Annotated in this window: 21 protein-coding genes and 5 tRNA genes; 1 reads left to right on the forward strand and 25 read right to left on the reverse strand. The window is 66.0% G+C overall.

All coding sequences use genetic code 11. The features are described from left to right. From Q8T13_05910 to gltX, 20 genes are all read right to left on the reverse strand, one after another. Positions 1 to 195 (reverse strand): hypothetical protein (locus Q8T13_05910; GenBank protein MDP3717291.1); only part of this gene is annotated, 195 nt, incomplete at its 3' end. Positions 196 to 212: 17 nt separating this feature from the next. Further along, positions 213 to 4,628 (reverse strand): DNA-directed RNA polymerase subunit beta, encoded by a 4,416-nt coding sequence (rpoB, locus tag Q8T13_05915; protein MDP3717292.1) that lies wholly within the window; start codon positions 4,626 to 4,628, stop codon positions 213 to 215. Positions 4,629 to 4,733: 105 nt separating this feature from the next. Next, complete coding sequence (gene rplL, locus Q8T13_05920; protein MDP3717293.1) at positions 4,734 to 5,129, reverse strand: 50S ribosomal protein L7/L12; 396 nt, start codon at positions 5,127 to 5,129, stop codon at positions 4,734 to 4,736. A gap of 58 nt (positions 5,130 to 5,187) precedes the next feature. Then, a complete protein-coding gene (rplJ, locus tag Q8T13_05925) occupies positions 5,188 to 5,715 on the reverse strand; it encodes a 50S ribosomal protein L10 (protein MDP3717294.1) in 528 nt (175 codons plus the stop codon). A 15-nt stretch (positions 5,716 to 5,730) separates the two neighbouring features. Further along, a complete protein-coding gene (gene rplA, locus Q8T13_05930; GenBank protein MDP3717295.1) occupies positions 5,731 to 6,435 on the reverse strand; it encodes a 50S ribosomal protein L1 in 705 nt (234 codons plus the stop codon). A 51-nt stretch (positions 6,436 to 6,486) separates the two neighbouring features. Further along, positions 6,487 to 6,912: a 50S ribosomal protein L11 gene (gene rplK / locus Q8T13_05935; GenBank protein MDP3717296.1), complete on the reverse strand. Its 426-nt coding sequence runs from the start codon at positions 6,910 to 6,912 to the stop codon at positions 6,487 to 6,489. Then, a complete protein-coding gene (nusG, locus tag Q8T13_05940; GenBank protein ID MDP3717297.1) occupies positions 6,912 to 7,454 on the reverse strand; it encodes a transcription termination/antitermination protein NusG in 543 nt (180 codons plus the stop codon). Before nusG ends, rplK begins: the two co-directional genes overlap by 1 nt. After that, positions 7,454 to 7,711: a preprotein translocase subunit SecE gene (gene secE / locus Q8T13_05945; protein MDP3717298.1), complete on the reverse strand. Its 258-nt coding sequence runs from the start codon at positions 7,709 to 7,711 to the stop codon at positions 7,454 to 7,456. Before secE ends, nusG begins: the two co-directional genes overlap by 1 nt. A gap of 55 nt (positions 7,712 to 7,766) precedes the next feature. Beyond that, positions 7,767 to 7,842, reverse strand: a tRNA-Trp gene (locus Q8T13_05950). A 5-nt stretch (positions 7,843 to 7,847) separates the two neighbouring features. Continuing rightward, positions 7,848 to 7,997 (reverse strand): 50S ribosomal protein L33, encoded by a 150-nt coding sequence (rpmG, locus tag Q8T13_05955; GenBank protein ID MDP3717299.1) that lies wholly within the window; start codon positions 7,995 to 7,997, stop codon positions 7,848 to 7,850. An 85-nt stretch (positions 7,998 to 8,082) separates the two neighbouring features. After that, positions 8,083 to 9,282, reverse strand: a complete 1,200-nt coding sequence (tuf, locus tag Q8T13_05960) for an elongation factor Tu (protein MDP3717300.1) — start codon at positions 9,280 to 9,282, stop codon at positions 8,083 to 8,085. Between the two features lie 187 nt (positions 9,283 to 9,469). Then, positions 9,470 to 9,545: transfer RNA gene (locus Q8T13_05965), tRNA-Thr, on the reverse strand. Between the two features lie 148 nt (positions 9,546 to 9,693). Next, positions 9,694 to 9,768, reverse strand: a tRNA-Gly gene (locus tag Q8T13_05970). Between the two features lie 136 nt (positions 9,769 to 9,904). After that, positions 9,905 to 9,991 (reverse strand) — tRNA-Tyr (locus tag Q8T13_05975). 91 nt (positions 9,992 to 10,082) lie between these two features. Beyond that, positions 10,083 to 10,159 (reverse strand) — tRNA-Thr (locus Q8T13_05980). A 138-nt stretch (positions 10,160 to 10,297) separates the two neighbouring features. Beyond that, the gene (gene rlmB / locus Q8T13_05985) at positions 10,298 to 11,038 is read right to left on the reverse strand and encodes a 23S rRNA (guanosine(2251)-2'-O)-methyltransferase RlmB (protein ID MDP3717301.1); all 741 of its coding nucleotides are present in this window, start codon (positions 11,036 to 11,038) and stop codon (positions 10,298 to 10,300) included. A gap of 89 nt (positions 11,039 to 11,127) precedes the next feature. Then, entirely contained in the window at positions 11,128 to 14,103 is a 2,976-nt protein-coding gene (locus Q8T13_05990) for an amidohydrolase family protein (protein MDP3717302.1), read from the reverse strand. 90 nt (positions 14,104 to 14,193) lie between these two features. After that, entirely contained in the window at positions 14,194 to 15,618 is a 1,425-nt protein-coding gene (locus Q8T13_05995) for an amidase (protein ID MDP3717303.1), read from the reverse strand. A 2-nt stretch (positions 15,619 to 15,620) separates the two neighbouring features. Beyond that, a complete protein-coding gene (locus tag Q8T13_06000) occupies positions 15,621 to 15,929 on the reverse strand; it encodes a hypothetical protein (GenBank protein ID MDP3717304.1) in 309 nt (102 codons plus the stop codon). Next, the gene (gene gltX / locus Q8T13_06005) at positions 15,926 to 17,395 is read right to left on the reverse strand and encodes a glutamate--tRNA ligase (protein MDP3717305.1); all 1,470 of its coding nucleotides are present in this window, start codon (positions 17,393 to 17,395) and stop codon (positions 15,926 to 15,928) included. Before gltX ends, Q8T13_06000 begins: the two co-directional genes overlap by 4 nt. A gap of 100 nt (positions 17,396 to 17,495) precedes the next feature. On the opposite strand from gltX, the gene Q8T13_06010 reads away from it, so the two are divergent. Continuing rightward, positions 17,496 to 18,062, forward strand: a complete 567-nt coding sequence (locus Q8T13_06010; GenBank protein MDP3717306.1) for a hypothetical protein — start codon at positions 17,496 to 17,498, stop codon at positions 18,060 to 18,062. Positions 18,063 to 18,148: 86 nt separating this feature from the next. On the opposite strand, the gene ispD is transcribed toward Q8T13_06010, so the two are convergent. From ispD to Q8T13_06035, 5 genes are read right to left on the reverse strand one after another with little or no spacing between them, the layout of a single operon-like run. Continuing rightward, the gene (ispD, locus tag Q8T13_06015; GenBank protein MDP3717307.1) at positions 18,149 to 19,348 is read right to left on the reverse strand and encodes a 2-C-methyl-D-erythritol 4-phosphate cytidylyltransferase; all 1,200 of its coding nucleotides are present in this window, start codon (positions 19,346 to 19,348) and stop codon (positions 18,149 to 18,151) included. Between the two features lie 48 nt (positions 19,349 to 19,396). Beyond that, entirely contained in the window at positions 19,397 to 19,585 is a 189-nt protein-coding gene (locus Q8T13_06020) for a DUF2892 domain-containing protein (protein ID MDP3717308.1), read from the reverse strand. Next, positions 19,582 to 20,319 carry a universal stress protein gene (locus Q8T13_06025; GenBank protein MDP3717309.1) on the reverse strand — a complete coding sequence of 246 codons (738 nt, stop codon included), beginning with the start codon at positions 20,317 to 20,319 and terminating at the stop codon, positions 19,582 to 19,584. Before Q8T13_06025 ends, Q8T13_06020 begins: the two co-directional genes overlap by 4 nt. A gap of 7 nt (positions 20,320 to 20,326) precedes the next feature. After that, positions 20,327 to 23,512, reverse strand: a complete 3,186-nt coding sequence (locus Q8T13_06030; GenBank protein MDP3717310.1) for an efflux RND transporter permease subunit — start codon at positions 23,510 to 23,512, stop codon at positions 20,327 to 20,329. Continuing rightward, on the reverse strand, positions 23,509 to 24,693 hold the full coding sequence (locus Q8T13_06035) for an efflux RND transporter periplasmic adaptor subunit (protein MDP3717311.1): 1,185 nt from the start codon (positions 24,691 to 24,693) through the stop codon (positions 23,509 to 23,511). Before Q8T13_06035 ends, Q8T13_06030 begins: the two co-directional genes overlap by 4 nt.

Below are 24,693 nucleotides of genomic sequence, written 5' to 3' on the forward strand. Positions count from 1 at the left end.
GATGGGCCCGAAGATCTTGGCGCAGAACAGGCCGTCGCGTTCGGGCTTGAAGGTGCGGTAGTTGATGGTCTCGGGCTTCTTCACCTCACCGAACGACCAGCTGCGGATCTTCTCCGGGCTTGCGAGGCCGATCTTGATGGCATCGAAATGCTCGTCCGGCGTGAATTGCTTGAACAGGTCGAGTAATGATTTCATGTGTCTGTTCCCTTCGATTACGAACGCTCGAGTTCCATGTCGATGCCCAAGGAACGGATTTCCTTGACCAGGACATTGAACGATTCCGGCATGCCGGCTTCGATGGCGTGTTCGCCCTTGACGATGGACTCGTACACCTTGGTGCGGCCCTGCACGTCGTCAGACTTCACGGTCAGCATTTCCTGCAGCGTGTAGGCAGCGCCGTACGCTTCCAGTGCCCACACTTCCATTTCGCCGAAACGCTGGCCGCCGAACTGCGCCTTGCCGCCCAGCGGTTGCTGGGTAACGAGCGAGTAAGGACCGGTCGAGCGGGCGTGCATCTTGTCGTCCACCAGGTGGTGAAGCTTCAGGACGTGCATGTAGCCGACTGTCACCGGACGCTCGAACTGGTCGCCGGTGCGGCCGTCGTACAGCATGGCCTGCGTGCGGTTGGGCGTCAGGCCCTTCATCTTCATGATTTCTTCCGGGTACGCCAGCTTGAGCATGCCGCGGATGTCTTCTTCGGACGCACCGTCGAACACTGGCGTCGCGAAGGGCACACCCTTGGACAGTTCAGTGGCCATCTCGATCACGTCTTCGTCGGTCAGCTTGGGCAAGTCTTCCTTGCGACCCGAGCTGTTGTACAGCTGGTCCATGAACTTGCGCAGCTCGGCCTGCTTGGCCTCTTGCTGCAGCATGTCCCCGATGCGCTGGCCGATGCCCTTGGCAGCCCAGCCCAGATGCACTTCGAGCACCTGGCCAACGTTCATGCGCGATGGCACGCGCAGCGGGTTCAGCACGATGTCGCACGGTGTGCCGTCGGCCATGTAGGGCATGTCTTCGACCGGGACGATCTTGGACACGACACCCTTGTTACCGTGGCGGCCGGCCATCTTGTCGCCGACCGACAGCTTGCGCTTCATCGCGACATAGACCTTGACCAGCTTGATCACGCCCGGCGGCAGTTCGTCGCCCCGGCGGATCTTTTCCTTCTTCTCTTCGAACAGCTGCTTGACGACCTCGACCTGCCGTTCGGTGCGCTCTTCGACCAGCCGCAGATCCGGCTCCATCGCCGCATCGTCGGTCTGGATCTTCGAGCGGACCAGCGCCAGGAACGGCACCGGCTGCATCGCCTCGATCGTCAGCTGCTGGCCCTTCTTGAGCAGGCGCTCGCGGCCGAACTCGTCGAACAGGTCGGCGCGCAGGGTCTGGCCCTGCAGCATGTTGACGACCCGCTTCTTGGTCTCGTCGTGCAGGATGCGGATTTCGTCCTGCAGGTTCTTCTCCATCATGTCGAGCTCGTCCTGCTCGATTGCTTTCGCGCGGTCATCCTTTTCGATGCCCTTGCGGGAGAAGATCTTCACGCCGACGATGATGCCCTCGATGCCCGGGGGGCAGATCAGGGAGGCGTCGCGCACGTCGCCGGCCTTTTCGCCGAAGATCGCGCGGAGCAGCTTTTCTTCCGGCGTCAGCTGGGTCTCGCCCTTGGGCGTGACCTTGCCGACCAGGATGTCGCCGGGCTTGACGGCCGCGCCGATGCGGATGATGCCGCTGTCGTCGAGGTCGCGCAGGTAGCCTTCCGACACGTTCGGGATGTCGCGGGTGATTTCTTCCGGCCCGAGCTTGGTGTCGCGCGCCTCGATTTCAAACTCCTCGATGTGGATCGAGGTGTAGTAATCGTCGCGCACCATCTTCTCGGACACGAGAATCGCGTCCTCGAAGTTGTAGCCACGCCAGGGCATGAAGGCCACCAGCACGTTGCGGCCGAGCGCCAGTTCACCGAGCTCCGTGCACGGACCGTCGGCGAGGACCTGGCCCTTCTGCACGCGCTGGCCCTCCCGCACAATCGGCTTCTGATTGATGCAGGTGTTCTGGTTCGAGCGCTTGAACTTGGTCAGCGGATAGATGTCCGCGCCCATGTCCTCGTTGATGTCCGACTCCGACTCGACCCGCACGACAATGCGCGTGCTGTCGACGAAGTCGACCACGCCGGTGCGCCGGGCCACGGCCACGGCGCCCGAGTCGCGGGCGGTGATGTATTCCATGCCGGTGCCCACGTAGGGCGCCTGCGCGCGCAGCAGCGGCACGGCCTGGCGCTGCATGTTCGAGCCCATCAGCGCGCGGTTCGCGTCGTCGTTTTCGAGGAACGGCACGAGCGAGGCGGCCACCGACACGAGTTGCTTCGGCGAGACGTCAACGAACTGCACCTGCTCACGGGGAGCGAGAATGAAGTTGCCGGTCTGGCGGGCATTGACGCGGTCGCCCTTGATGCGCATGTTCTCGTCGAGCTCGACGTTGGCCTGCGCGATGATGTACTGGTCTTCTTCCCACGCCGACAGGTAGAAGCAGAACGGCTCGAACTCGACGCCCTTCTTCTTTGCCCGGCCATCGGCGCCGACCAGCTCGTCGGCCTCGACGATTTCACCGTTCTTGTACTTCGGGTTGCCGCCGGCGTTGGTGACCATGACGTAGTCGATCACGTGGCCGTTCTTGACCTTGCGGTACGGCGACTCGATGAAGCCGAACTCGTTGATCCGCGCGTACGACGACAGCGACGAGATCAGGCCGATGTTCGGGCCTTCCGGCGTCTCAATCGGGCAGATGCGGCCGTAGTGGGTCGGGTGCACGTCGCGGACTTCGAAGCCGGCGCGCTCGCGTGACAGACCGCCCGGTCCAAGGGCCGACAGCCGGCGCTTGTGGGTGACTTCCGACAGCGGGTTGGTCTGGTCCATGAACTGCGACAGCTGCGACGACCCGAAGAACTCGCGAATCGCCGCCATCACGGGCTTCGCGTTGATCAGGTCGTGCGGCATGGCCGTGGCCATTTCCTGGTAGACCGACATCTTCTCCTTGATCGCGCGCTCCATGCGGACCAGGCCGATGCGGAACTGGTTCTCGAGCAGCTCGCCGACCGAGCGGACGCGGCGATTGCCCAGGTGGTCGATGTCGTCGACGTTGGCGGTGTTCTTGCGCAGCTTCAGGAGGTAGCTGATCACCTCGTAGAAGTCCTGCGGATGCAGGATCCGCTCGTCGAGCGGCGTCGTCAGCTTGAGCTTGGTGTTCAGCTTCAACCGGCCGACGCGCGAGAAGTCGTACTTCTGCGGGTTGAAGAACATGTTCTCGAACAGCGACCGCGAGCTGTCGAGGGTGGGCGGGTCGCCCGGCCGCAGGCGGCGGTAGATCTCGATCAGCGACTCTTCGTGGGTGCGGATCGGATCCTTCTTGAGGGTCGCCGACATGATCGGCCCGACCTCGTCGCGCTCGGGGAAGAACACGTCGATCTTCTCGACGCCCTTCTCGTGCGCCATCGCCACCACGCGCTGGCTCAACTCGTCGTTGGCCTCGAGCAGCACTTCGCCGGTCGCCGGATCGACGATGTCGGCGGCCGCGAACGCGCCTTCGAGCGCTTCGTCGGTAATCGCGATGTCCTTGACCCCGGCCTTGCGCAGGCCCTCGATGTGGGTCTTGGTGATCTTCTTGCCTTCACCGATCGAGACGTCGCCGGCCTTGACGTCCTTGCGCGAGCGCTGGCCGACCAGGCCCTCGCCGACCGACCAGTAGAGGGCGTTGTCGCGCAGGTTGAGGCGATCGACCTGGTGGAAGGTGCGGATGATCTCGTCGGCGCCACGCAGCCCGAGGGCGCGCAGGAACACCGAGGCGAGGAACTTGCGCTTGCGGTCGATGCGGACGTAGAGCAGGTTCTTGGTGTCGTACTCGAACTCGACCCACGAACCGCGATACGGGATGATCTGCGCGACGTACAGGTTCTTGTCTTCCGAGTGGAAGAACGCGCCCGGCGAGCGGTGCAGCTGCGAGACGATCACGCGCTCGGTGCCGTTGATGATGAAGGTGCCGTTGTCGGTCATCAGCGGGATGTCGCCGAAATAGACCTCCTGCTCCTTGATGTCGCGGATGGTCTTGACGCCGGTCTCGGGGTCCTTGTTCCAGACCACCAGCCGGATCGTCACCTTCAGCGGCACGGCGTAGGTCATGCCGCGCTCCTGGCACTCGTCGACGTCGTACTTGAGCTTGAGCGCGACCGCGTTGCCGCAGATGTCGCACATGTCACCCCGGGCGTGGTTGCCGGTGCCGCACTTCGGGCACAGGACATCCTTGTCGCCGTACGGGTCGCAAATCAGGGTGTGGCCGCAGCTCTTGCACGGCTTGCGCAGGTGGTGCAAGCCCTGCAGCTTGCCGCACTTGCACTCCCAGTTCCCGATCGAGTACTCGATGAACTCGAGCGACGAGTTCTCTCGGAAGTCGCTGATCGGAAACACGGACTTGAACACCGACTGCAGGCCCTGGTCCTCGCGCTCCGAGGGCAGACGGTTCATCTGCAAGAAGCGCTCGTAACTCTTCCGCTGAATCTCGATCAGGTTCGGAATCGGAACCGTGGTCTTGATCTTGGAAAAGTCCTTACGCTCGCGGTAGACGTTTTTCGGAAGGCTGTACATGCGTCGCTCGGGGTCCCGGGAGGTGAAAAAAAGTACGGCGGACACCAGGGGCGCACCCCTGGTGTCCGTCACCACGGTCGTAAACTGTCCGCGTCGGTCGAGGTGTTACTTGACTTCGACCTTCGCGCCGGCGTCCTCGAACTTCTTCTTGATGGCGGCCGCCTCTTCCTTGGTCACGCCTTCCTTGATCGGCTTGGGCGCGCCCTCGACGAGGTCCTTGGCTTCCTTGAGGCCGAGGCTGGTGACTTCGCGAACGGTCTTGATCACGTTGATCTTGTTGCCGCCCACGTCGGTCAGGGTCACCGTGAATTCGGTCTGCTCTTCCGCCGCCGCCGCGCCGCCGCCGGCCGCGCCGCCGCCGCCCATCGGCATCGCCATCGGCATGGCCGCCGCGGCGGACACGCCGAGTTCGGTTTCGAGCGCCTTGACGAGCTGCGAGAGCTCCATCACGGAAATGCCCTTGATGTATTCGATCACCTGCTGCTGATTCACGTCGGCCATTGCTATCGCTCCTTAAAAGTAAACCTAAGACTTCGGGCTTGAGGCTGGTGCCAGTCCCTTACGATTCCTTGCGCTTCTCTTCCGCCTGCACGAGCACGCTCATCAGGTCCCTCGGGACCGCGCTCAGCACGCGCACCAGGTTGGTCATCGGCGCCTGGAGGAGGAAGAGCAGCTTCGCGTAGAGTTCCGGCTTGCCCGGCATGGTGGCAAGGCTCGCCACTTCCGTCGCCTTCAGGGTCTGGCCCTGGACCACCGCCGCCTTGATCTGCAGCGCCGGCACCGTCTTCATGAAGGTGGTCAGCGTCTTCGCCAGCGCCACCGGATCGCCATCGGTATAGACAACGCCGGTGGTGCCCTCGAAGTGCGACGACAGCACTTCGTAGGCCGTGCCCTTGAGGGCGCGCTTGGCCAGCGAGTTCTTGACGACCTTGTAGTTGGCCTTCGACTTGCGCAGCTGCGAGCGAAGCTCGGTCACCTGCGGCACGTTGATGCCCTTGTAGTCCAGCAGGATCGCCACTTCGGCGCCCTTGAACATGCCTTCCAGTGTTTCCACTGTGGCGGTCTTGTCGGCTCGTGTCACTGCCATGATGTCTGTTCCCGCCTACTTCTTGGCGGCAGTTTCCACGCCGCTCTCATCGATCTTGACGCCGGGGCCCATGGTGGACGACACCGTGATGCTCTTCAGGTACTTGCCCTTCGCCGCCGCCGGCTTGGCGCGCACGATGCTGTCGATCAGCGCCGTCGCGTTGTCGACCAGGTTCTCGGCCGAGAACGAGATCTTGCCGACCGGGGCGTGGACGATGCCGGTCTTGTCGACGCGGAACTCCACCTTGCCGGCCTTGATTTCCTTCACGGCCTGCGCCACGTTCGGCGTCACCGTGCCGGTCTTCGGGTTCGGCATCAGGCCGCGGGGGCCGAGCACCTTGCCCAGCTTGCCGACCGCGCGCATCATGTCGGGCGTCGCGACGACCGCGTCGAAGTCGGTCCAGCCGCCGTTGATCTTCTCGACCAACTCTTCGCCGCCGACGATGTCGGCGCCGGCTTCCAGCGCTTCCTTCTGCTTGTCGGGGCCGGCAATCACCAGCACGCTCTTGGACTTGCCCAGGCCGTGCGGCAGGACCACCGTGCCGCGCACCATCTGGTCGGCATGCTTCGGGTCAACGCCGAGACGAATCGACAGGGCGACGGTCTCGTCGAAGTTCGCGAACTTCACCTTCTGCACGAGCGGGAGCGCGTCAGCCAGTGGATACAGCTTGTTCTCCACCTGCTCGCGGGCCGCCGTGTATTTCTTGCCGTGTGTTCTCATGTTTCTCCAACCGTGGTGTTAACGGGCCGCCGCAGCGGACCTCCCACTTGCCTATCCGACTACGTCGAGTCCCATCGATCGCGCCGTGCCGGACACGGTGCGGACCGCCGATTCGAGCGAATCGGTGTTGAGGTCGGGCATCTTCAGCTTGGCAATGTCTTCGACCTGCTTCGCCGTCACCTGGCCGACCTTGTTCTTGTTCGGCACCGCGGACCCCTTAGCGAGGTTCGCCGCCTTCTTGAGCAGCACCGACGCCGGCGGCGTCTTGGTGATGAACGTGTACGAACGGTCCGAGTAAATCGTCACCACCGCGGGGATGATCAGCCCATCGTCCTTGGCCGTCTTCGCGTTGAAGGCCTTGACGAAGTCCATGATGTTGACGCCGTGCGGACCGAGCGCCGTGCCCACGGGCGGGGCCGGAGTGGCCTTGCCTGCGGGAATCTGGAGCTTCACCATCGCCTGAACTTTTTTCGCCATTACAGTTTCTCAACCTGCAGAAAATCGAGCTCCACCGGGGTGGCGCGGCCGAAGATGGTCACCATGACCTTCAGCGTGTTCTTCTCGACGTTGACCTCGTCCACGGCGCCATTGAAGCCGGTGAACGGACCCTCGTTGATGCGCACCTGGTCGCCCTTGTCGAACGAATACTTCGGCTTCGGCTTCTCCGCCGCCGTCTTGACCTGGTCGAGGATCTGCTCGACCTCTTCCTTGCTGAGCGGCGTCGGCTTGGCGCCGGCGCCGACAAATCCGGTGACCTTGGGCGTGTTCTTGACGACGTGCCACGCGTTGTCGGTCATGTTCATCTCGACCAGGATGTAGCCGGGGAAGAAGCGCTTCGACGAGACCACCTTGCGGCCCCCGCGCATCTCCACGACGTCCTCGGTCGGGATCAGGATCTCGCCGATTTCGTCGGCGAGACCGTAGGCCTTTTTACGCTCGGCGAGCGACTCGGACACCTTCTTCTCGAAGCCCGAGTAGGTGTGGACGATGTACCAGCTCTTGGTGGCGACGTCGGTCATTACGCGCCCCCGAAGCTGCGGAACACCCATTCGGCCGCGCGGCCGAACAGCAGGTCCACGCCAAACAAATACAGCCCGACCAACACCGAAAACAGAATCACCACCACGGTCGTCGCGTAGACCTCGCGCTGCGTCGGCCACGTGACCCGCTTCATCTCGTTGCGCACCTCGGAGAAGAACTCCGTCGCGCGCTGCCACCAGCCCAGGGGCCCGCGCAGGGTCCGCTCGCCGGGCTGTTCAATAATCTCGGTGCTCATCGGTTCGCAGTGTTCTTTCTGCTTCGCAGTTATGGTCGCGTGCCGTGGCGCAGGATGGCAGGCCAGGAGGGAATCGAACCCCCAACCCCCGGTTTTGGAGACCGGTGCTCTGCCAATTGAGCTACTGGCCTACGAGCTACTTCTGCTCCTTGTGCGGCTGATGCTTACGGCAGAAGCGGCAGTACTTCTTCATTTCCAACCGCTCGGTCGTCTTCTTCTTGTTCTTGGTCGTGCTGTAGTTCCGGCGCTTGCATTCGCCGCACGCCATTTGAATGATGTCTCTCATTGCTGATCCTTGTCGGCAGTCGGGAGTCGGGAGTCGGGAATCGAATTTCGACTCCCGGTTCCCGGTTCCCGACTCCCGTCACTAACTAGGCGATAACTTCGGTAACCGAACCGGCGCCGACCGTGCGGCCGCCTTCGCGAATCGCGAAGCGCGCGCCCTGCTCGAGCGCCACCGGGGCGATCAGCTCGACGGTGACGCTGGTGTTGTCGCCCGGCATGATCATCTCGACGCCTTCGTTGAGGTTGAGCGTGCCGGTCACGTCGGTGGTCCGCAGGTAGAACTGGGGACGGTAGCCGTTGAAGAACGGGGTGTGACGGCCGCCCTCGTCCTTCGAGAGCACGTACACTTCCGCCTTGAACTTGGTGTGCGGCTTGATCGAACCGGGCTTGGCCAGCACCTGGCCGCGCTCGATGTCGTCCTTTTCCACGCCGCGCAGCAGCACGCCGACGTTGTCGCCCGCCTGGCCCGAGTCGAGCAGCTTGCGGAACATCTCGACGCCGGTGACCACCTTCTTCTCGCTGGGCTTGAAGCCGATGATCTCGATTTCCTCGCCGACCTTGACCTGGCCGCGCTCGATGCGGCCGGTGACCACCGTGCCACGACCCGAGATCGAGAACACGTCTTCGATCGGCATCAGGAACGGCTTGTCGACGTCGCGCTGCGGCAGCGGGATGTAGGTATCGAGCGCCTCCATCAGCTTCTGGACCGACTCGACGCCAGCAGGGTCGCCGTTGATGGCGCCGAGCGCCGAGACGCGGACCACCGGGACGTCGTCGCCAGGGAAGCCGTAGCCCTTGAGCAGCTCGCGGACTTCGAGTTCGACCAGGTCGACCAGTTCGGTGTCGTCCACGGCATCGACCTTGTTCAGGGCGACGACCAGGTACGGCACGTTGACCTGCTTGGCGAGCAGCACGTGCTCGCGGGTCTGCGGCATCGGGCCGTCGATGCAGCTGACCACGAGGATGGCGCCGTCCATCTGCGCCGCGCCCGTGATCATGTTCTTGATGTAGTCGGCGTGGCCCGGGCAATCGACGTGAGCATAGTGACGGTTCGCCGTGCTGTATTCCACATGGCTCGTCGCGATGGTCAGAATCTTGGTGTCGTCGCGGCGGCCCTGCGACTCGGACGCCTTGGCCACCTGGTCGTACGACACGTACTTGCCCCAGCCCTTGTCGGCCGAAACCTTGGTCAGCGCCGCGGTGAGCGTCGTCTTGCCGTGGTCGATGTGGCCAATGGTGCCGACGTTAACGTGGGGTTTGGACCGATCGAATTTCTCTTTCGCCATGACTCGTCTGCGCTCGCTTCCTTACGACCCGGCGTCGTGCCGCGTCGGTTTAGAGTGTTACTGCCCATTCCACCGTCGCGACTTCGTCGCTATGGTGGACAAGCCGGACTACCTACAATCAAATCTGCCTGCCGTCACCGGCATGGCCTGCCATCCGCAGCTCGCCCAGAAGTGCACGAGCGAAGGATGGAGCTGATGACCGGGATCGAACCGGTGACCTCGTCCTTACCAAGGACGTGCTCTACCTACTGAGCTACATCAGCCTTCGCCTTGCGACTCCGCCAATGCCCCTCGACTCGCGATCGAACGGCACAAGCCGTTCGCTCACTCGCTCAGGACACTCGACCCGTCACAGGGCCTGCCACGAGCGAGCCTGCGGCTCGCCGGAGGCGGGCCGCACGGCGCGTCGAGTGGAGCGGGAGACGGGGATCGAACCCGCGACCAACAGCTTGGAAGGCTGTGACTCTACCACTGAGTTACTCCCGCCTTCGTCCCTCGCTACCTTCGCTTACTCGGGACTTCGGCGTGGTAAACCCGCTGTCCCCATCTTCACTCCACTCGCTCCCCCGACTGGGCTTGGCCCGGCCGAAGCTCGCCTCGTTTTAAGCCCGAGAGCGAAGGCTGGTGGGCAGGGAAGGATTCGAACCTTCGTAGCCACTGGGGCGACAGATTTACAGTCTGTTGCGATTGACCGCTCCGCCACCTGCCCCTTAATCGCCGGCTCTCCGAGCCGGGTCTGACTTATGAGGATGCTCCCCTGTTTGCTTAATCCGTCCTGGCTCCAGCGCGCTCAAAAAAGATGGAGCTGGCGAAGGGATTTGAACCCCCGACCGGCTGATTACAAATCAGCTGCTCTACCGGGCTGAGCTACGCCAGCCTAGACAAAACGGGAATGCTAGCACGTCTTGTGCCAGCTATGCAAACGGAAGGAAGACTTTTCCTGGAGCTCCGTCCCGGAGCTCGCCTCTGCGAACCAATCCTATCTCCTCCGGGGTGCGAGCGGCCGAACCCTGATTCAGGGCTTTTCTGGCCTCCCCCGGCTCCGGCTCCGCCTCTGCCTGACCGCCTCATACAAGACGATCGCAGTTGCGGCCGAAACATTAAGACTACCCACGTGGCCCAGCATGGGAATGCTGACCACCTGGTCGCACCGTTCCCGCACGAGCCGTCGCAGCCCGTGACCCTCGGCGCCCACTACGAGCGCCGTTGGAAGAGTGAGATCCCACTCATAGTAGGACATTTCCGCGTCCGCGTCGAGTCCCAACGTCCAGACCCCCGCCTTTTTCAGCTCTTCGAGGCTCCGGGCGATGTTCACGACGTCGGCCACCGGCACGTAGTTCACGGCCCCGGCAGACGCCTTGGCGGCGGCGCCGTCCAGGGCGGCCGCCCGCCGGGTCTGGCGAACCACCCCGGTCGCACCAGAAGCATCCACTGTCCGCAGGATTGCCCCCACGTTCTGGGGATCCTCGACCTCGTCCAGCACCACGATCAGCGGCGTCCCGGTGGCGCCGCTGGCCAGCTCGTCCAGAGTCACGTCGGCGCGCCTCGCCACCTCGGCGACCACTCCCTGATGGGAGCCGCCGCGCGACTCGTTATCCAGCACGTCCCGCGACACCCGCCTCACCTTCACCCCATGATGCGCCGCATCGTCCAGGAGGCGCTGGAGGCGATCGTCGGCCCGCTCGGCGACGCGGATCTCGCGCACCTTGCCAGCCTTGATCGCCTCGGCGACCGGGTTGATTCCGTAAATGATCATGGTGGGTCAGGAGACTAAACAGGAGGTCAAGAGATCAGGAGTAGGCATTTCAAAAACTTTACTCCTGATCTCCTTGACTCCTGTGAATTCTAGGGCCTCGCAGCGACTAGCTGCCCGACGTCATGCAGGCGCCCGTTGGCCATCACCTTCCGGACCTTCACGGTGTTGGCGATGTCCTCGAGCGGGTTGCCGTCGATCATGATGAGGTCGGCGAGCTTGCCCGCCTCGATCGTGCCGGCCTCGAGACCAAGGGCCCGGGCCGGATTGACCGTGGCGGTCTTCAGGATGTCGAACGGCGCCATGCCGGCCATGCGATACGACATCAGCTCGCCGTGCAAGTTGATGCCGTTCGGCGTGTCGGTGCCGGCCACGACCAGGCCGCCGGCCTTCATGATGTCGAGCACCATCTTGCCGTGACCACCGGTGGGATCGACGCCGCCGCTCGGGCCTGGAGCATTCGGCTGCGCCGCGACCTGGCGCTGCATCCAACCCGGATAGAGGGTAAAACGCGGGTCCTGCTTCAAGGCCGGATCATCCTCGAACAACTTGCGCGCCCCGCCGCCCGAGATCATCGGACTGAAGATGCGCTGGCTCTTGCCAAACAACTGCACCACGTCTTGGTAGGCGGTCTGCAACGTCGCCTGCTTCGGCGAGTAGCCGCGCCGGCTGGTGGCCGCCGTGTGCTCGGTGTTGTCGACGCCGACGAGCGCGGCCGGCCAAATCTCGTGCGTGGCCACCGGCACGCCGATGCTGTGCGCGAACTCGACCATGCGCTTCTGCTGCAGGTCGGGCAGGCGGACGTAGCTCTTGAGCAGGTCGTGCTCGAGCACCTGCGCGCGCTGCAGTTCCATCTCGAACTGGCTGACACTCGAAATGGCGATGCCCATCTTGTAGTACACGCGGTTCCATTCCATCAGGTAGCCGGTGCCGTAGACACGCGGCCCGAGGCGGACCCCGGCTTCGTTCGCCTCGCGATCCTCGACCGCTTCGTAGGGCGTGTTGCCAGGGCTCCTGACGGTGGTCACCCCAAAGGCCAGCCACGCGCGGCCGTGCGCCTCGCCGAAGTCCTTCTGCAAGTGGGAGTGGAACTCGACCAGGCCCGGCATCACCGTGAGGTCCGAGGCGTCGACGACCGTTGCCTGCGCGTGGTTCGCGGCCGCGTGCGGCACCACCGACACGATCCGGTTCCCCACCACCGTGATGTCAACGTTGGTGCGCGGCGCCGCGGTCTTCATGTCGAGCAGGCGGCCGGCATGAATCACGGTGCGGGCCTTGGGGATCGCCGGCGTCCACGTCAGGTTCAGCGGAACCGTCCGGGTCGCGCCGGTCTCGAGGTCCACGATCTTCAGTTGATCGAGTGACTGGTACAGGATGTGGCGCGAGTCGCCCTGCCAGCTTGGCGCGTGCGCGCTCTCGCTGGTGACGCGGCGCGGCGGGCCAAGCGGCTCCCCACTGGCGGCCACCGGCCACACCGCCAGCACGCCCTCGTAGATCGCTGCCATCTTGGTGCCGTCGGGCGACCACACCGGGCCACCACCGCCGCGCGAGTCGATCGACAGCATCGGGATGGGGGCGTACCACTTCACGTCGCCGCCCGCGGCCGAGATGGTCTGCACCTGGTTGGTGCCCTCGCGGAAGCGCACGGTCATGGGCGCGATGCCGGCCAGCGCAATGCGCGTGCCGTCGGGCGACCACGTCGGCGTGCCCGGCTGCGGCAGCGACTCGTGGATCCGAGTCACCCGGCCGCTCTCGAGATCGAGAATCGACATCTCGGCCACTCGCCACATGCCGTCGACGTTGAAGAACACGATTCGCTTGCCGTCGGGCGAGAACGAGGCCCCCTGGGGCTGCGTGGTCAAGTTCGTGACCTTGCGGCTCTGGCCGCTCTTCATGTCGCGGATCCAGAGCTGCAGGTGCGCGCTGTCCTTGTCCGACGAGTAGACCAGCGACGAGCCATCCGGCGACCACGACGGATCGGTGTCGAGCGCCGCGTCCTTCGTCACGTTGACGGCGGCGCCGCCAATCGGCATCACGTAAATGTCGCCGACGGCCGCGAAGGCGATCTGCGAGCCGTCTGGAGAGATGACCGGCCGCACGATGCCCAGGGCCTTGCGCGGCGCCGTCGAGGTGAAATCGCGAACCCGCCGGGTGTACTGCGGACGGGTCACCTGCATGGTGGCCGCGAAGTCGAGCGTTTGCATGGGCAGGCCGGCCAGCGACCGCCGGCGGATCTTGCCGTCCGAAACGTAGATGACTTCCGAGGACGAGGCCCAGGCGGCACGGAACGCGAACACGTTCTCGGCGCCCGTCACGGGCTTGCCGTCCAGTTCGAAGCGCGTCTCACGGCCCGCGGTCACGTGATACAGCAGCTGGCCGCCCGGCCCCCACGACGGCGCGTCGACACGCGCGCCCGCGACAGTGCGGACTTTCCGCTCGGCACCGGTGGCCAGGTTGATCACCCAGACGCCGTTGTAGGCATCGCGCGACGAGGCAAACGCAATCTCGGTGTCGTCCGGCGACCAGCTCGGCATGAAGTCTTCGCCGGGGTCCTTCGTCACCTGGGTGATCGCGCCGGTCCGGGTGTCGAGCATCCAGATGTTGTAGTCGCTGCCCATCGGGTTGCCGCGATCGGACGAGAAGGCCACGCGCGTGCCGTCGTGCGACCAGATCGGCTCGCGATCGTCGAAGGTCCCCCACGTCAGCTGGCGCTGGTTCGTGCCATCGGGGTTGATCGACCAGATGTCGTAGCCGCCATCGCGATAGCCGAAGTACGTAATGGTGCGGCCGTCGGGCGACCACATCGGCTGGCGCGCATCGTTGAACGGATCGGTGATGCGCGTCATCGTTCCGCCGGTGACCGGCAGCGTCCAGATGCTGCCCTGCATGTCAACGGCGAGCGTGGTGCGGTCGGGCGAGACGGCCACCGACATCGAGGTGCCCTCGCTGACGGTGACATCGATCGGCGCCGCCGCCGGAGCCACCCGCGGCGGGCGCTGCGCCACCCCTGGCCAGGACACGACCGACAGCAGAACAGCGGTAGCAAGCGCGACGCGGCGAGTGGTCACCAGCCCTCCTGTTGACTTAGTGGAACTTGTGGATCCGAGAAATCCGTGAAATCTGCGGCTGTGTTTTCCTGACATCTGCGGCTGTGTTGCTTAAATCGGTGGCCGGCGGCGGTGCCACTCGGTCGCGCGCTCATAGGCGTCGCCAATTCGCAACAGCGTCGCTTCGTCAAAGGCGCGGCCATACAGCTGCAGGCCGATCGGCAGCACCGGCGGTCCGGCCGAAAAGCCACACGGCAGCACCAGCGCGGGCAGGCCGGTCATGTTGCCCAGAAACGAATTGCCGCCGCGGAAGCGCGCCGGGGTCGAGCCCGGCTTGACGTCGGTGGCAGCCGCCTCGGGAGTCTCGAGCAAACCGGCCACCGCGGTGTTCGCGGGTACCACCATGCAGTCGCACTTGGTGAACACCGCGGCCATCTCGTCCATCAGCATCGTCCGAATGCGCTGGGCCTTGATGTAGTCGGTGGCGGGATAGAACCGCGCCGCATCCAGCCGCTCGCGGACGATCGGGTCGAACAGTTCCGGGGTCTCGCGCAGGCGCTTCTCGTGATACTGCGCGGCTTCCGCCATCGCAATGATCCAACCAGCCGACGTCGCATACTGCGCGTGGGGCACGTCGACGTCCACCACGGTGGCGCCGAGCGAACGCAGCGTGGCCACGGCCTCAGCATAAGCACGCGCGCTGTCCGCTTGTGCGCCCTCGGTGAAGTACCGTGTCGGGACCCCGATCCGGATGCCTTTCAACCCGCCGCCCAGTGCCTGGACGTAGTCCGGCACCGCGTCGCGCGTGCAGGTGCGATCCAACGGATCGGCGCCGGCGATCACTTGCAGCATGGCGGCCGCGTCCTTGACGCTGCGCGTCATCGGCCCGGCGTGATCCAGCGTCCACGCCAGGGTGGTGACGCCGTGCCGGCTGACGCGGCCATAGGTCTGCTTCAATCCGACGATGCCGCAGAACGCGGCTGGACCACGAATCGAGCCGCCGGTGTCGGTGCCGATGGACAGCGGCACCATGTGCGCCGCGAGCGCCGTGCCCGATCCGCTCGAGGACCCGCTGGGCGTCCGTGCGGGATCCCACGGGTTGCGCGACGGACCGAAGCCCGAGACCACGCCGCTCCCCATGGCGAACTCGAGCAGGTTCAGCTTGCCGACCAGGATCGCGCCGGCGGAGGCCAACCGGGCGGTGATCGTGGACTCGAAATCCGTCACCTGCGTCGCGGTGACCTTGGAACCGTTCGTGGTGCGAATGCCCTTGGTGGCCAGGATGTCCTTGGGCGCGTAGGGAATGCCGTGCAACGGGCCGCGGTAGCGTCCGCGCACGATCTCCTGTTCGGCGGCGGCGGCGGCCGCGCGCGCCTGCTCGGGCGTCACCGTGATGAACGCATTCAGTTTCGGATTGAGCGCCTCAATCCGCGCGAGATACGCGTTGGTCAGTTCCACCGGCGAGATCTTCTTCGCCTTGATCAGCGCGGCTTGCTCCGCCGCGGATTGAAACAGGACGGCCGCGTCGAGTGCCATGACTAGCGCCTCACCAGGAACACCAGACCCGGCTCGACCGCGTCTGGAATCGCCAGGTCACGAACGGCCTGGGTCTGATCGAGATTGCGCTGGACCGCGATGCGGCTCACCTCGAGACGCTGCTCATCGAAGCTTCCCGACAGCAACGACGCCGCGCTGCGAAGCGCCGCGCCGGTCACCTGCGGCGTGGCCTGCGCCGCCAGGTCCGCAGCCACGACACCGGAGAATCCCAGGGCCGTCAGAATCTGCAGGACGTCACGGCGACTAACTTGAGTGTTCGAGTGATCGTGGTCCATGGTAATTCTCCTCACGCCAACATCCTCGCCGCGAACGCGGCCCGCTCCTGGCAACTCGCCACGGGCGCCAGTCCCGAGTTGCGCAGGTCGGCAGCCCGATCGATGGCCGGGACGATCAGATCGAGTTCGGGGCCTTCGGCGGCGCCAGTCAGGATCGCGCGAATCGGGTGGAACAGCCCTTTGCCCTTGAGGCCGGTGCGGTCCTTCACACGACCAGCCATGGCGCGGAACGTCTCTTTGTCCACCAGCCGCAAGCCACTCGACAGTTCCGCCGCCAATGCCGCGGCGACTTCCGGCAGCCCAGCTTCGTTCTCGAGCGGCGCCGCGGCCTCGAGGAACACACTCTCGAGCCGATCGGCGAGCTGCGGCAACCGATCCACCGACGTCGCCATCGCGGGCAACACGCTTTCAAGCCACGCGCGGCCTTCAGCCGACACGGGACCGACGATCTGTCCGCGCGCGCGCAAGTGAGGCTCGGCCAGGTCCGCCAGGCGGCCCGCCGGGCACAGCTTCAGGTAGTGACGATTCGCCCACGCCAGCTTGTCCTCGTCGAACACGCCGGCGCTGTGCGCCACGCTCTCCAGGCGAAAGCGGCGCGCCAGCTCGTCGGCCGGCAACAACTCTTCGTTCTGCCCTGGCGACCAGCCGATCAGCGCCAGGTAGTTCACCAGCGCTTCCGGCAGGTAGCCCTTCTCGCGGAACTCGCGCACCGAGGTGGCGCCGTGCCGCTTCGACAGCGGCGCGTGGTCCGGCCCCATGACCAGCGACAGGTGCGCAAACGCCGGCGGGGTGTAGCCGAACGCCTCGTAGAGCAGGATCTGCCGCGGCGTATTCGAAATGTGATCCTCGCCGCGAATCACATGCGTCACCTTCATCAACTCATCGTCTATGACAACGGCGTAGTTGTATGCCGGGATGCCATCGGAGCGCACCAGCACCGGATCGCCGATCACGTCGGTGTGAAACGTGACCGGACCGCGCACCACGTCGTTGAACGTGACCTCGCGCCCTTCGGGCACGCGCAAGCGGATGACGGCCGCCTCGCCATTGGCACGGCGCGCCTCGGCGTCGGGACGCGGCAGATCGCGGCAGGTGCCGGCGTACTTCGGCGGCAGCGACGCGGCCAATTGCGCCTTGCGCTGCGCGTCGAGCGTCTCCGCGGAGCAGAAGCAGTAGTAGCCCTTCCCCTCGGCCAACAGTCGAGCTGCATGATCGGCATAGGTCTGCATGCGCTCGGTCTGCCGATAGGGGCCGTAGTCGCCGCCGGCCTCCACGCCTTCGTCCCACTGCAGGCCCATCCACCGCAGATCGGCCAGGATGGCCTGCTCCGATTCCTTCGTCGAACGCTCGAGGTCGGTATCCTCAATCCGCAGGATGAACGTGCCGCCCTGCCCGCGGGCCAATAACCAGTTGAAGAGCGCGGTGCGGGCATTGCCAACGTGCAGGTGGCCGGTGGGCGACGGGGCAAAACGGACTCTCATGAGGTGCGGCCGATCTTATCAGCTTGAATCGAGGCCGTTGGCGTATCCTCCTTGGGGCGCGATTCGGCGCCTTCGGAAGTTTGTGACCTGGAGGTTACGCATGAAACGAACAATCCTGATGGCAGCCGGCCTGCTGGCGCTGGCCAGCCCCACTTTCGCGCAGGCCCCGACGGCCGCCGCGACCCCCGGCCCGCACGACGCGGCGCTCGCCGCCGCCCCGGCCAACATGCGCGACGGCGCGATGGTCATCAAGTGGAAGGCGGACGGCTCGTACGACACGCTCCGTCCCGGCACCAACCGGCTGATGTGCTACGACCAGTCCGGCGACGCCGGCGAACAGCCGGTCTCGTCGCAGTGCACGAGCGTTGGCAATCTCGAACGCGTCAAGCAAAACAAGATCTACGAAGCGAAGATCGCCGATCGCGCGGCCCGAGAAGCGGCCTTGACCGAGCTCGAAAAGGCCGGCACGCGGGTGAAGCCGGAATTCGGCTCGGTGTTCTTCACGCGGCAGGGCAAGGATGCGACCGCCACCCGCTTGCACGTCACGATCGCGGTGCCGGGCGCCACGGCAGCATCGCTGGGCCTTCCGGACAACAACAAGATGGGCGGCGCGTGGATCATGGCCGCGGGCACGACCGCGGCGCACATCATGACGCCGGGGAGCTAAGTGCCAAAGTGCCAGGGTGCCAGGGTGCCAAAGTGCGAGCACCTTGGCACCGTTAGCACCTTGGTACCCTGGCACCTTGCTGCGCTCTAAGCGCCAGTCAGGAGCGCAATCGCATGGCACGCCATCGCTTCGCCGCGGCCCATGCTATCGACCCCTTCATTGGTCTTCCCTTTTACGCTGACCGCGGCCACCTCCACCTGTAGCGCGGCGGCCAGGTTCTCCCGCATCGCCTGCAAGAACGGCAGCAGCTTCGGCTTCTGCGCAATCACCGTCACATCCACGTTCGAAACGCGATAGCCGGCGGCATGCACGTGTGCGAGCGCACCGCGCAGCAAGGCGATGCTGTCGGCGCCCTTCCACTTCGGATCAGTATCCGGAAACAGCCGGCCAATGTCGCCCGCGGCTGCCGCGCCGAGCACCGCGTCGGTCACGGCGTGACAGACGATGTCGGCGTCGGAGTGGCCGTCCAAGCCGAGTTCGTACGGAATGGTCACGCCGGCCAGGATCAGCGGCCGGCCCGCGACCAGCCGGTGCAGATCGTAGCCGTTGCCGATGCGGATAAGGCGACGGCTAAAGCCATCGCCCTCCGAACGTCGGCCCGCCTGGAGAGCGACGGCTTTAGCCGTCGCTAGATCTTCTGGCGTCGTGATCTTCATGTTTCCTGGATCGCCCTCAACGATGTGAACCGGCAGGCCGAGGCGCTCGACGAGCATGGCCTCGTCGGTCACGTCAGTCTCGCTGCCGGCGGCCAGCGCGCGGGCCAGCACGTCACGGCGAAAGGTTTGCGGCGTTTGGGCGAGGAACACCGACTCGCGCGGCACCGTCGCGGTGATCGGCCGCGAGCCGTCGGCCATGCCGGGCCCAGCCTGCTTGACCGTGTCGCGCACCGGGATGGCCGCAATCGCCGCGCCATGGGCGATGGCCGCATCGATCGCGCGGTCGATCACGGCGGCCGTCACGAAAGGACGCGCCGCGTCGTGGATCAGGATGATGTCGGCCGTGGCCGCGGTCTTCGCAAACGCCTGGCTCACCGAGTCTTGCCGGCGCGCCCCGCCCGCCACGAATGTCAGCGGCTTGCCGGCGCCGCCCGCCCAGGCGGCGGCCGCGCTCGCCAGGTGATCCGGCGGCACCGCCACCACGATCTCGTGAATGCGATCGTTCGCCACCAGGGCGTCGATGCTCAAGTCGAGAATGGAACGTCCGCCGAGTTCAAGAAACTGCTTGGGGCGATCGGCGCCGAGCCGGACGCCCCGGCCCCCGGCGGCAATGATGGCGGCTACGTGCATGAAGCTGCCGATTGTACTCCGGCCGTTGCGGGCCCGCCGGCCCGCGCTTCAGCCCTTGACGCCGGCCATGCGCAGGAAGGCCATCATCGGGCACCAGCGGGTAAACGCTGACTGGAACAGGTTGAGCCCGATAAACGCCGTGAACCACAGGAAGCCGGGATGCACATACATCCCCAACAGCACACTGGCCATCACGAAGGCGCCGGCGATCAATCGCAACATCGGTTCTACGGTCATCGGACAGGCCCTCCGCCGGCCTCGGGAATGAACAGCACGGGAATCGCGCAATTCTGTAACAACGGCTCGCCAACATGCGATCGCCAGTTCGCGGTCCTGGGGACGGGCACCGGGATGGCCGCCCACGTGGCATTGACCCGGGCCCGGGCGGCCGGCGCATCTTCGCCAGCCACTTCGGTCACGGTGCCGCCGACCCGCGCGGCAATCTCGCCGGCGAGTTGCCGGGTGCGCTCGGCCGGGGTGTGAGCATCGACCAGCAGCAAGCCGCGGGCAAACAACTCCTGCGGTCGGTCCGCCGCCTCACTGGCGTGCACCACCAGCAGCGGTATTGGCGTCTCCCGCAGCACGCGCTCGGCCACCGACCCCAGCCACCATCGTGACGGCCCCCGCCGGCCATGGGTCCCCATCACGATCAGGTCCGCGTCTCTTGCCGCGTGCAGGATGGCATCGACCGCGGTCCGGCTCTCGACGATGGTCGTGAACGCCTGGGTCGTCTGGCGCTTGCCGAACTTCAGCAGGAACTCGCCGGCTCGCTTCCGGTTGGCCCGCTCCTCGCCTTCGAGTGCCTGCAACTGAGCGGGCGTGAAGTACGGCGGCACATCGAGCGACTCGGCGTGCATCAGCCACAGCGCGGCGCCGGTGCGCGCGGCGAGTTCGCCGCCAATCGCCACCGCGCGGGCTGACGCGTCGCCAAAGTCCACGGCCACCAGGATCTTCTTGGGCAGTATCGTCATGTCGTCCTCAGGCGCCTTCCGCGGCGGGTTCTACCAACACGGGCGCCGTCACCGCGGGCTTGCGGTGCGTCAAGTAATAGGTGATCGGCACCGTCATGCGGGACAGTAGCAACGAGGCCACTTCACCGGCCATCAGCGCGATCGCCAGGCCCTGGAAGATCGGGTCGGAAAGCATCACCGCCGAGCCGACAATGACGGCGGCGGCGGTCAGGGCCATGGGACGGAAGCGCACCGCGCCGGCGTCGACCACGGCCTCTTCGAGCGGCATGCCCTCGGCCACGCGCAGTTCGATGAAGTCCACCAGGATGATCGAGTTGCGGACGACGATGCCGGCGCCGGCGATGAAGCCGATCATCGAGGTGGCGCTGAAGAAGGCGTCCATCGCCGCGTGCGCCGGCAGGATGCCGGCCAGCGAGAACGGAATCGCCAGCATGATGGTGACCGGCGTGATGAACGACTGGAACCAGCCGACCACCAGGATGTAGATCAGCACCAGCACGGCCGCGAAGGCGATGCCCAGGTCGCGGAACACCTCGTAGGTGATGTGCCACTCACCATCCCACTTCATGGCGTACTTCGAACTGTCGGACGGCTGCCGGGTGTTGAAGATCTCGAAGCCGTAGCCCTCGGGCAACTGCAATGCCTCGAGCGCGCGGTTCATGTCGAGGATGGCGTAGACCGGGCTCTCCACCGCGCCCGCCACGTCGCCGGTAACGTACGTCACCGGCAGCAGGTTCTTGTGATAAATGCTGATGTCTTCGACGCCGGTGCTGGTCTCGACCAGTTCCCCCACCGACACGCCGCCGCCCAGCCGCAGCGCCGACACCGCCGCGCCCGAACCGCGCGATGCGCGCGGCAACCGCATCACCACCGGCACCGGCTCTCGCGAGGCGGGGTCGTGCAGCAATCCGGCCGGCGACCCGGCGCCGGCCATTCGCACCGCCGCCATCACCTCGGCCGCTGACACCCCGGCCGCGGCCGCTTTCTCACTGTCGACTGCGAGCCGGGTCTTCGGCCGTGGTGACTCCACGTACCAGTCCACGTCGACGACACCGGCCGTGCCAGTGAACACGTCGCGCACCTGCTTGGCCAGGGCCAGCCGCTTGTCGGGGTCGGGTCCGTACACCTCGGCCACGAGCGTCTGCAGCACCGGCGGTCCTGGCGGGATCTCCACCACCTGCACCTCGGCGCCCAGCGTCTTCGCCAACGGCTGCAGTTGCGTGCGCAACCGGCCGGCGACGGCGTGGCTCTGGTCGCTGCGCTCGTCCTTCGCGGTGAGCATCAACTGGAGGTCGGCCATGTGCGGCTCACGCCGCAGGAAGTAGTGACGGACCAGTCCGTTGAAGGTATACGGCGATGCCGTGCCGGTGTAGCTCTGCACACTGACGACGTCGCGGTCGCGCAGCAACTCGTCAGCCAGCAGCGACGACACGCGCGCGGTCGTCTCGAGCGGGGTATCGTCGGGCATCCGCACCACCACCTGCAACTCGTTCTTGTTGTCGAACGGCAGCATCTTCACGGTCACCAGCTTCGCCGGCACCAGCACCATCGCGCCCACGAGGAGCGCGGCCACGCCACCGAGGAACCCCCACCGGCTGGTCGGATTGGTGATGAGCGACGCCATCACGCGGCGATAGAGCGCGGTGAGCCGGTCGTCGACTTCGTGGTGATGCCCGGTGGGCTGCTTGAGCAGGCGCACCGCGGCCCACGGCGTGACGATGAAGGCCACCACCAAGGAGAACAGCATGGCGGCCGTGGCACCGACCGGAATCGGCCGCATGTACGGACCCATCAGCCCGCCGACGAAGGCCATCGGCAGGATCGCCGCCACCACGGTCAGCGTGGCCAGGATGGTGGGGTTGCCCACTTCATCGACTGCGCGGATGGCGACGTCCTCGATCGAGCGGCTGCCGCCCGACAGGCGCATGTGCCGCACGATGTTCTCCACCACCACAATGGCATCGTCCACCAGGATGCCGATCGAGAAGATCAGTGCGAACAGCGTGATGCGGTTGAGCGTGTAGCCATAGAGATAGAACACGAACAGCGTCAGGGCGAGCGTCACCGGAATGGCGGTCAGCACGACCAGCGACTCGCGGCGGCCCAGCGCGAACCAGATCAGCGCCGACACCGAGATCACGGCGATCAGCATGTGCCACAACAGTTCGTTCGACTTGTGCTCGGCAGTCTCGCCGTAGTTGCGCGTCACCGTGACCTGCAGGTCCTGCGGGAGGATGTAGCCGCGCAGCGTCTCGACCTTGCGGTCGATGGCGCGGGTCAGTTCAATGGCGTTCACGCCACGCCGCTTGGCAATCGACAGCGTCACCGCGGGAAAGGCCTGGCCGCGTTTGGGGTGGTAATAAACGTAGTCGGTGGGTTCGCCGGCTTCATCCGTCACGGTGGCGACATCGCGCAGGCGCACCGGTCCGCCCGCCGAGCCCACCACGAGGGCGGCGAGTTCACCAGCGGTCGTCGCGTAGCCACCGGCTTCGACGCGGGTACTGCGGTTGCCCGACACCAGGTCGGCCGTAACGCCGCGGGCCGTGGCCCGCACCAGCGACTGCTGCACCTGCAGCGGGTCGAGCCCGCGCGCCGACAGCGCCGACGGATCCAGATCGACGCTCACCTGCCGTGGCCGGCCGCCAATGATGGTGACCTCCGACACGTCGGGAACTTCCTTGACCGATTCCTGCAGTTGCGCCGCCAGCCGCCGCAACTGCTGGTCGTCGTAGCCCTCGCCCCACAGCGTCAGCGCCATGACCGGCACATCGTCAATCGAACGCGCGCGCACCATCGGCGCCGAGGCGCCGTCCGGCACGAGTTCGGGGCTGGTGGCCAGCTTCTGGTTGAGCCGCACCAGCGCGCGGTCTTCGTCTTCGCCAACCAGGAAGCGGGCGACGAGCATCGCGCGGCCGGGACTGGAGGTGGAATAGAGGTATTCGAGCCCGGGCACTTCCCACAGAAGTTTTTCGAGCGGCCGCGTCACGCGCTGCTCCACTTCCGCGGGCGACGCGCCGGGCAGGTCCACGAATACGTCGATCATCGGCACGATGATCTGCGGCTCTTCTTCACGAGGCAGCGCCACGGTGGCGAACACGCCCAGCAACAGGGACGCCACGATCAGCAGCGGCGTCAGCTTAGAGTGGATGAATGCGGCCGCCAGCTTGCCGGCCATCCCGCGCGGCGCGCTCATTGACGTGCTCCCGCGGCGCCGGTGATCGGCGTGCCGTCAGCGATCGCGTCGGTCGGCGTCAGCACGACGCGGTCGCCTTCTTTCAGGCCGGCGAGCACCTCGATGCGGCCCTGGCTCTCGCGGCCCGGCGACAGCATTCGCAGGCGCGCGGCGCCGTCGGTATCGACGACAAACGCCAGCGTCAGTTGCCCGCGCCGCACCACCGCTGTGGCCGGCACGGCCAGCACGCGTTCGGAGGGGCCCATGACCCGCGCGCGCCCGAAGACGCCGGACCGGAGGCCCGCCGACTGGGGCAGGTCGAGCTTCACCACGAAGCTGTGAAGGGCCGGATCGACGCTCGCGACTTCAACGACGTTGGCCGGCGCCCAGCCATCCTCCCCGGCGGTACCGCGGTCGATCCGCACTTCAGCGGCAGTGCCCGGCGGCACCAGGTGAGCGCGCGATTCATCAACGCGCACTTCAAGCCGGTAGGCCGAGGTGTCCTCGATGGTTAACAGGGGCATGCCCGGGGCGGCCATGCTGCCGGGATCCACCTGCCGGTTCGACACGAGGCCGTCGAAGGGCGCCGTCAGCACCGCATAGGACGCGGTTACCGACGCCACTTCTTCGCCGGCCCTGGCGGCGGCCAGGCCGGCTTCGGCTTCAGCCGCGCGCGCGGTCGCGCCGGCGAGGCGCGCTTCGGCGCCGGCCAGGACCGCCACGGCCTGATCCAGTTCCTGCGCGGTCGCCGATTTCGTCTCGACGAGGCCCTTCACGCGGTGGTGCGTGGCCCGGGCCAGCACCAGAGCCGATTCGGCTGAGCGGCGCTCGGCCTGCGCGGCCTCGATCGACAGGCGCATGCCGCTGGCCGAGGCCGACGCCCGCGTGGCCTGCGCACCCACTTCGCGGGCGTCGAGCCGGATCAGCACCTGGCCACGGGTCACGCGGTCGCCGGCCTTCACGCGCACCTCGACCACGGGAGCGACCACGCGACTCGAGACCACCGCGACCTGCCGGGCGCGGACGACGCCGCCGGCCTCGTAGGTCGAGGGCCAGTCCACGGCCTCGACACGGCCGAGCGACGCGGCGACCGAGGCCGGCGGCTGCTCCGCGGGTTTCTCGGCGGGCGCCCCACATGCGGCGAGCGTCACGACGCCCGCGCCCATCATCACCAATGCCGCTGCTTTCACGATGCCCCTCAC

The sequence above is a fragment of the Acidobacteriota bacterium genome, from assembly GCA_030697165.1.
Lineage (GTDB): Bacteria > Acidobacteriota > Vicinamibacteria > Vicinamibacterales > UBA2999 > 12-FULL-67-14b.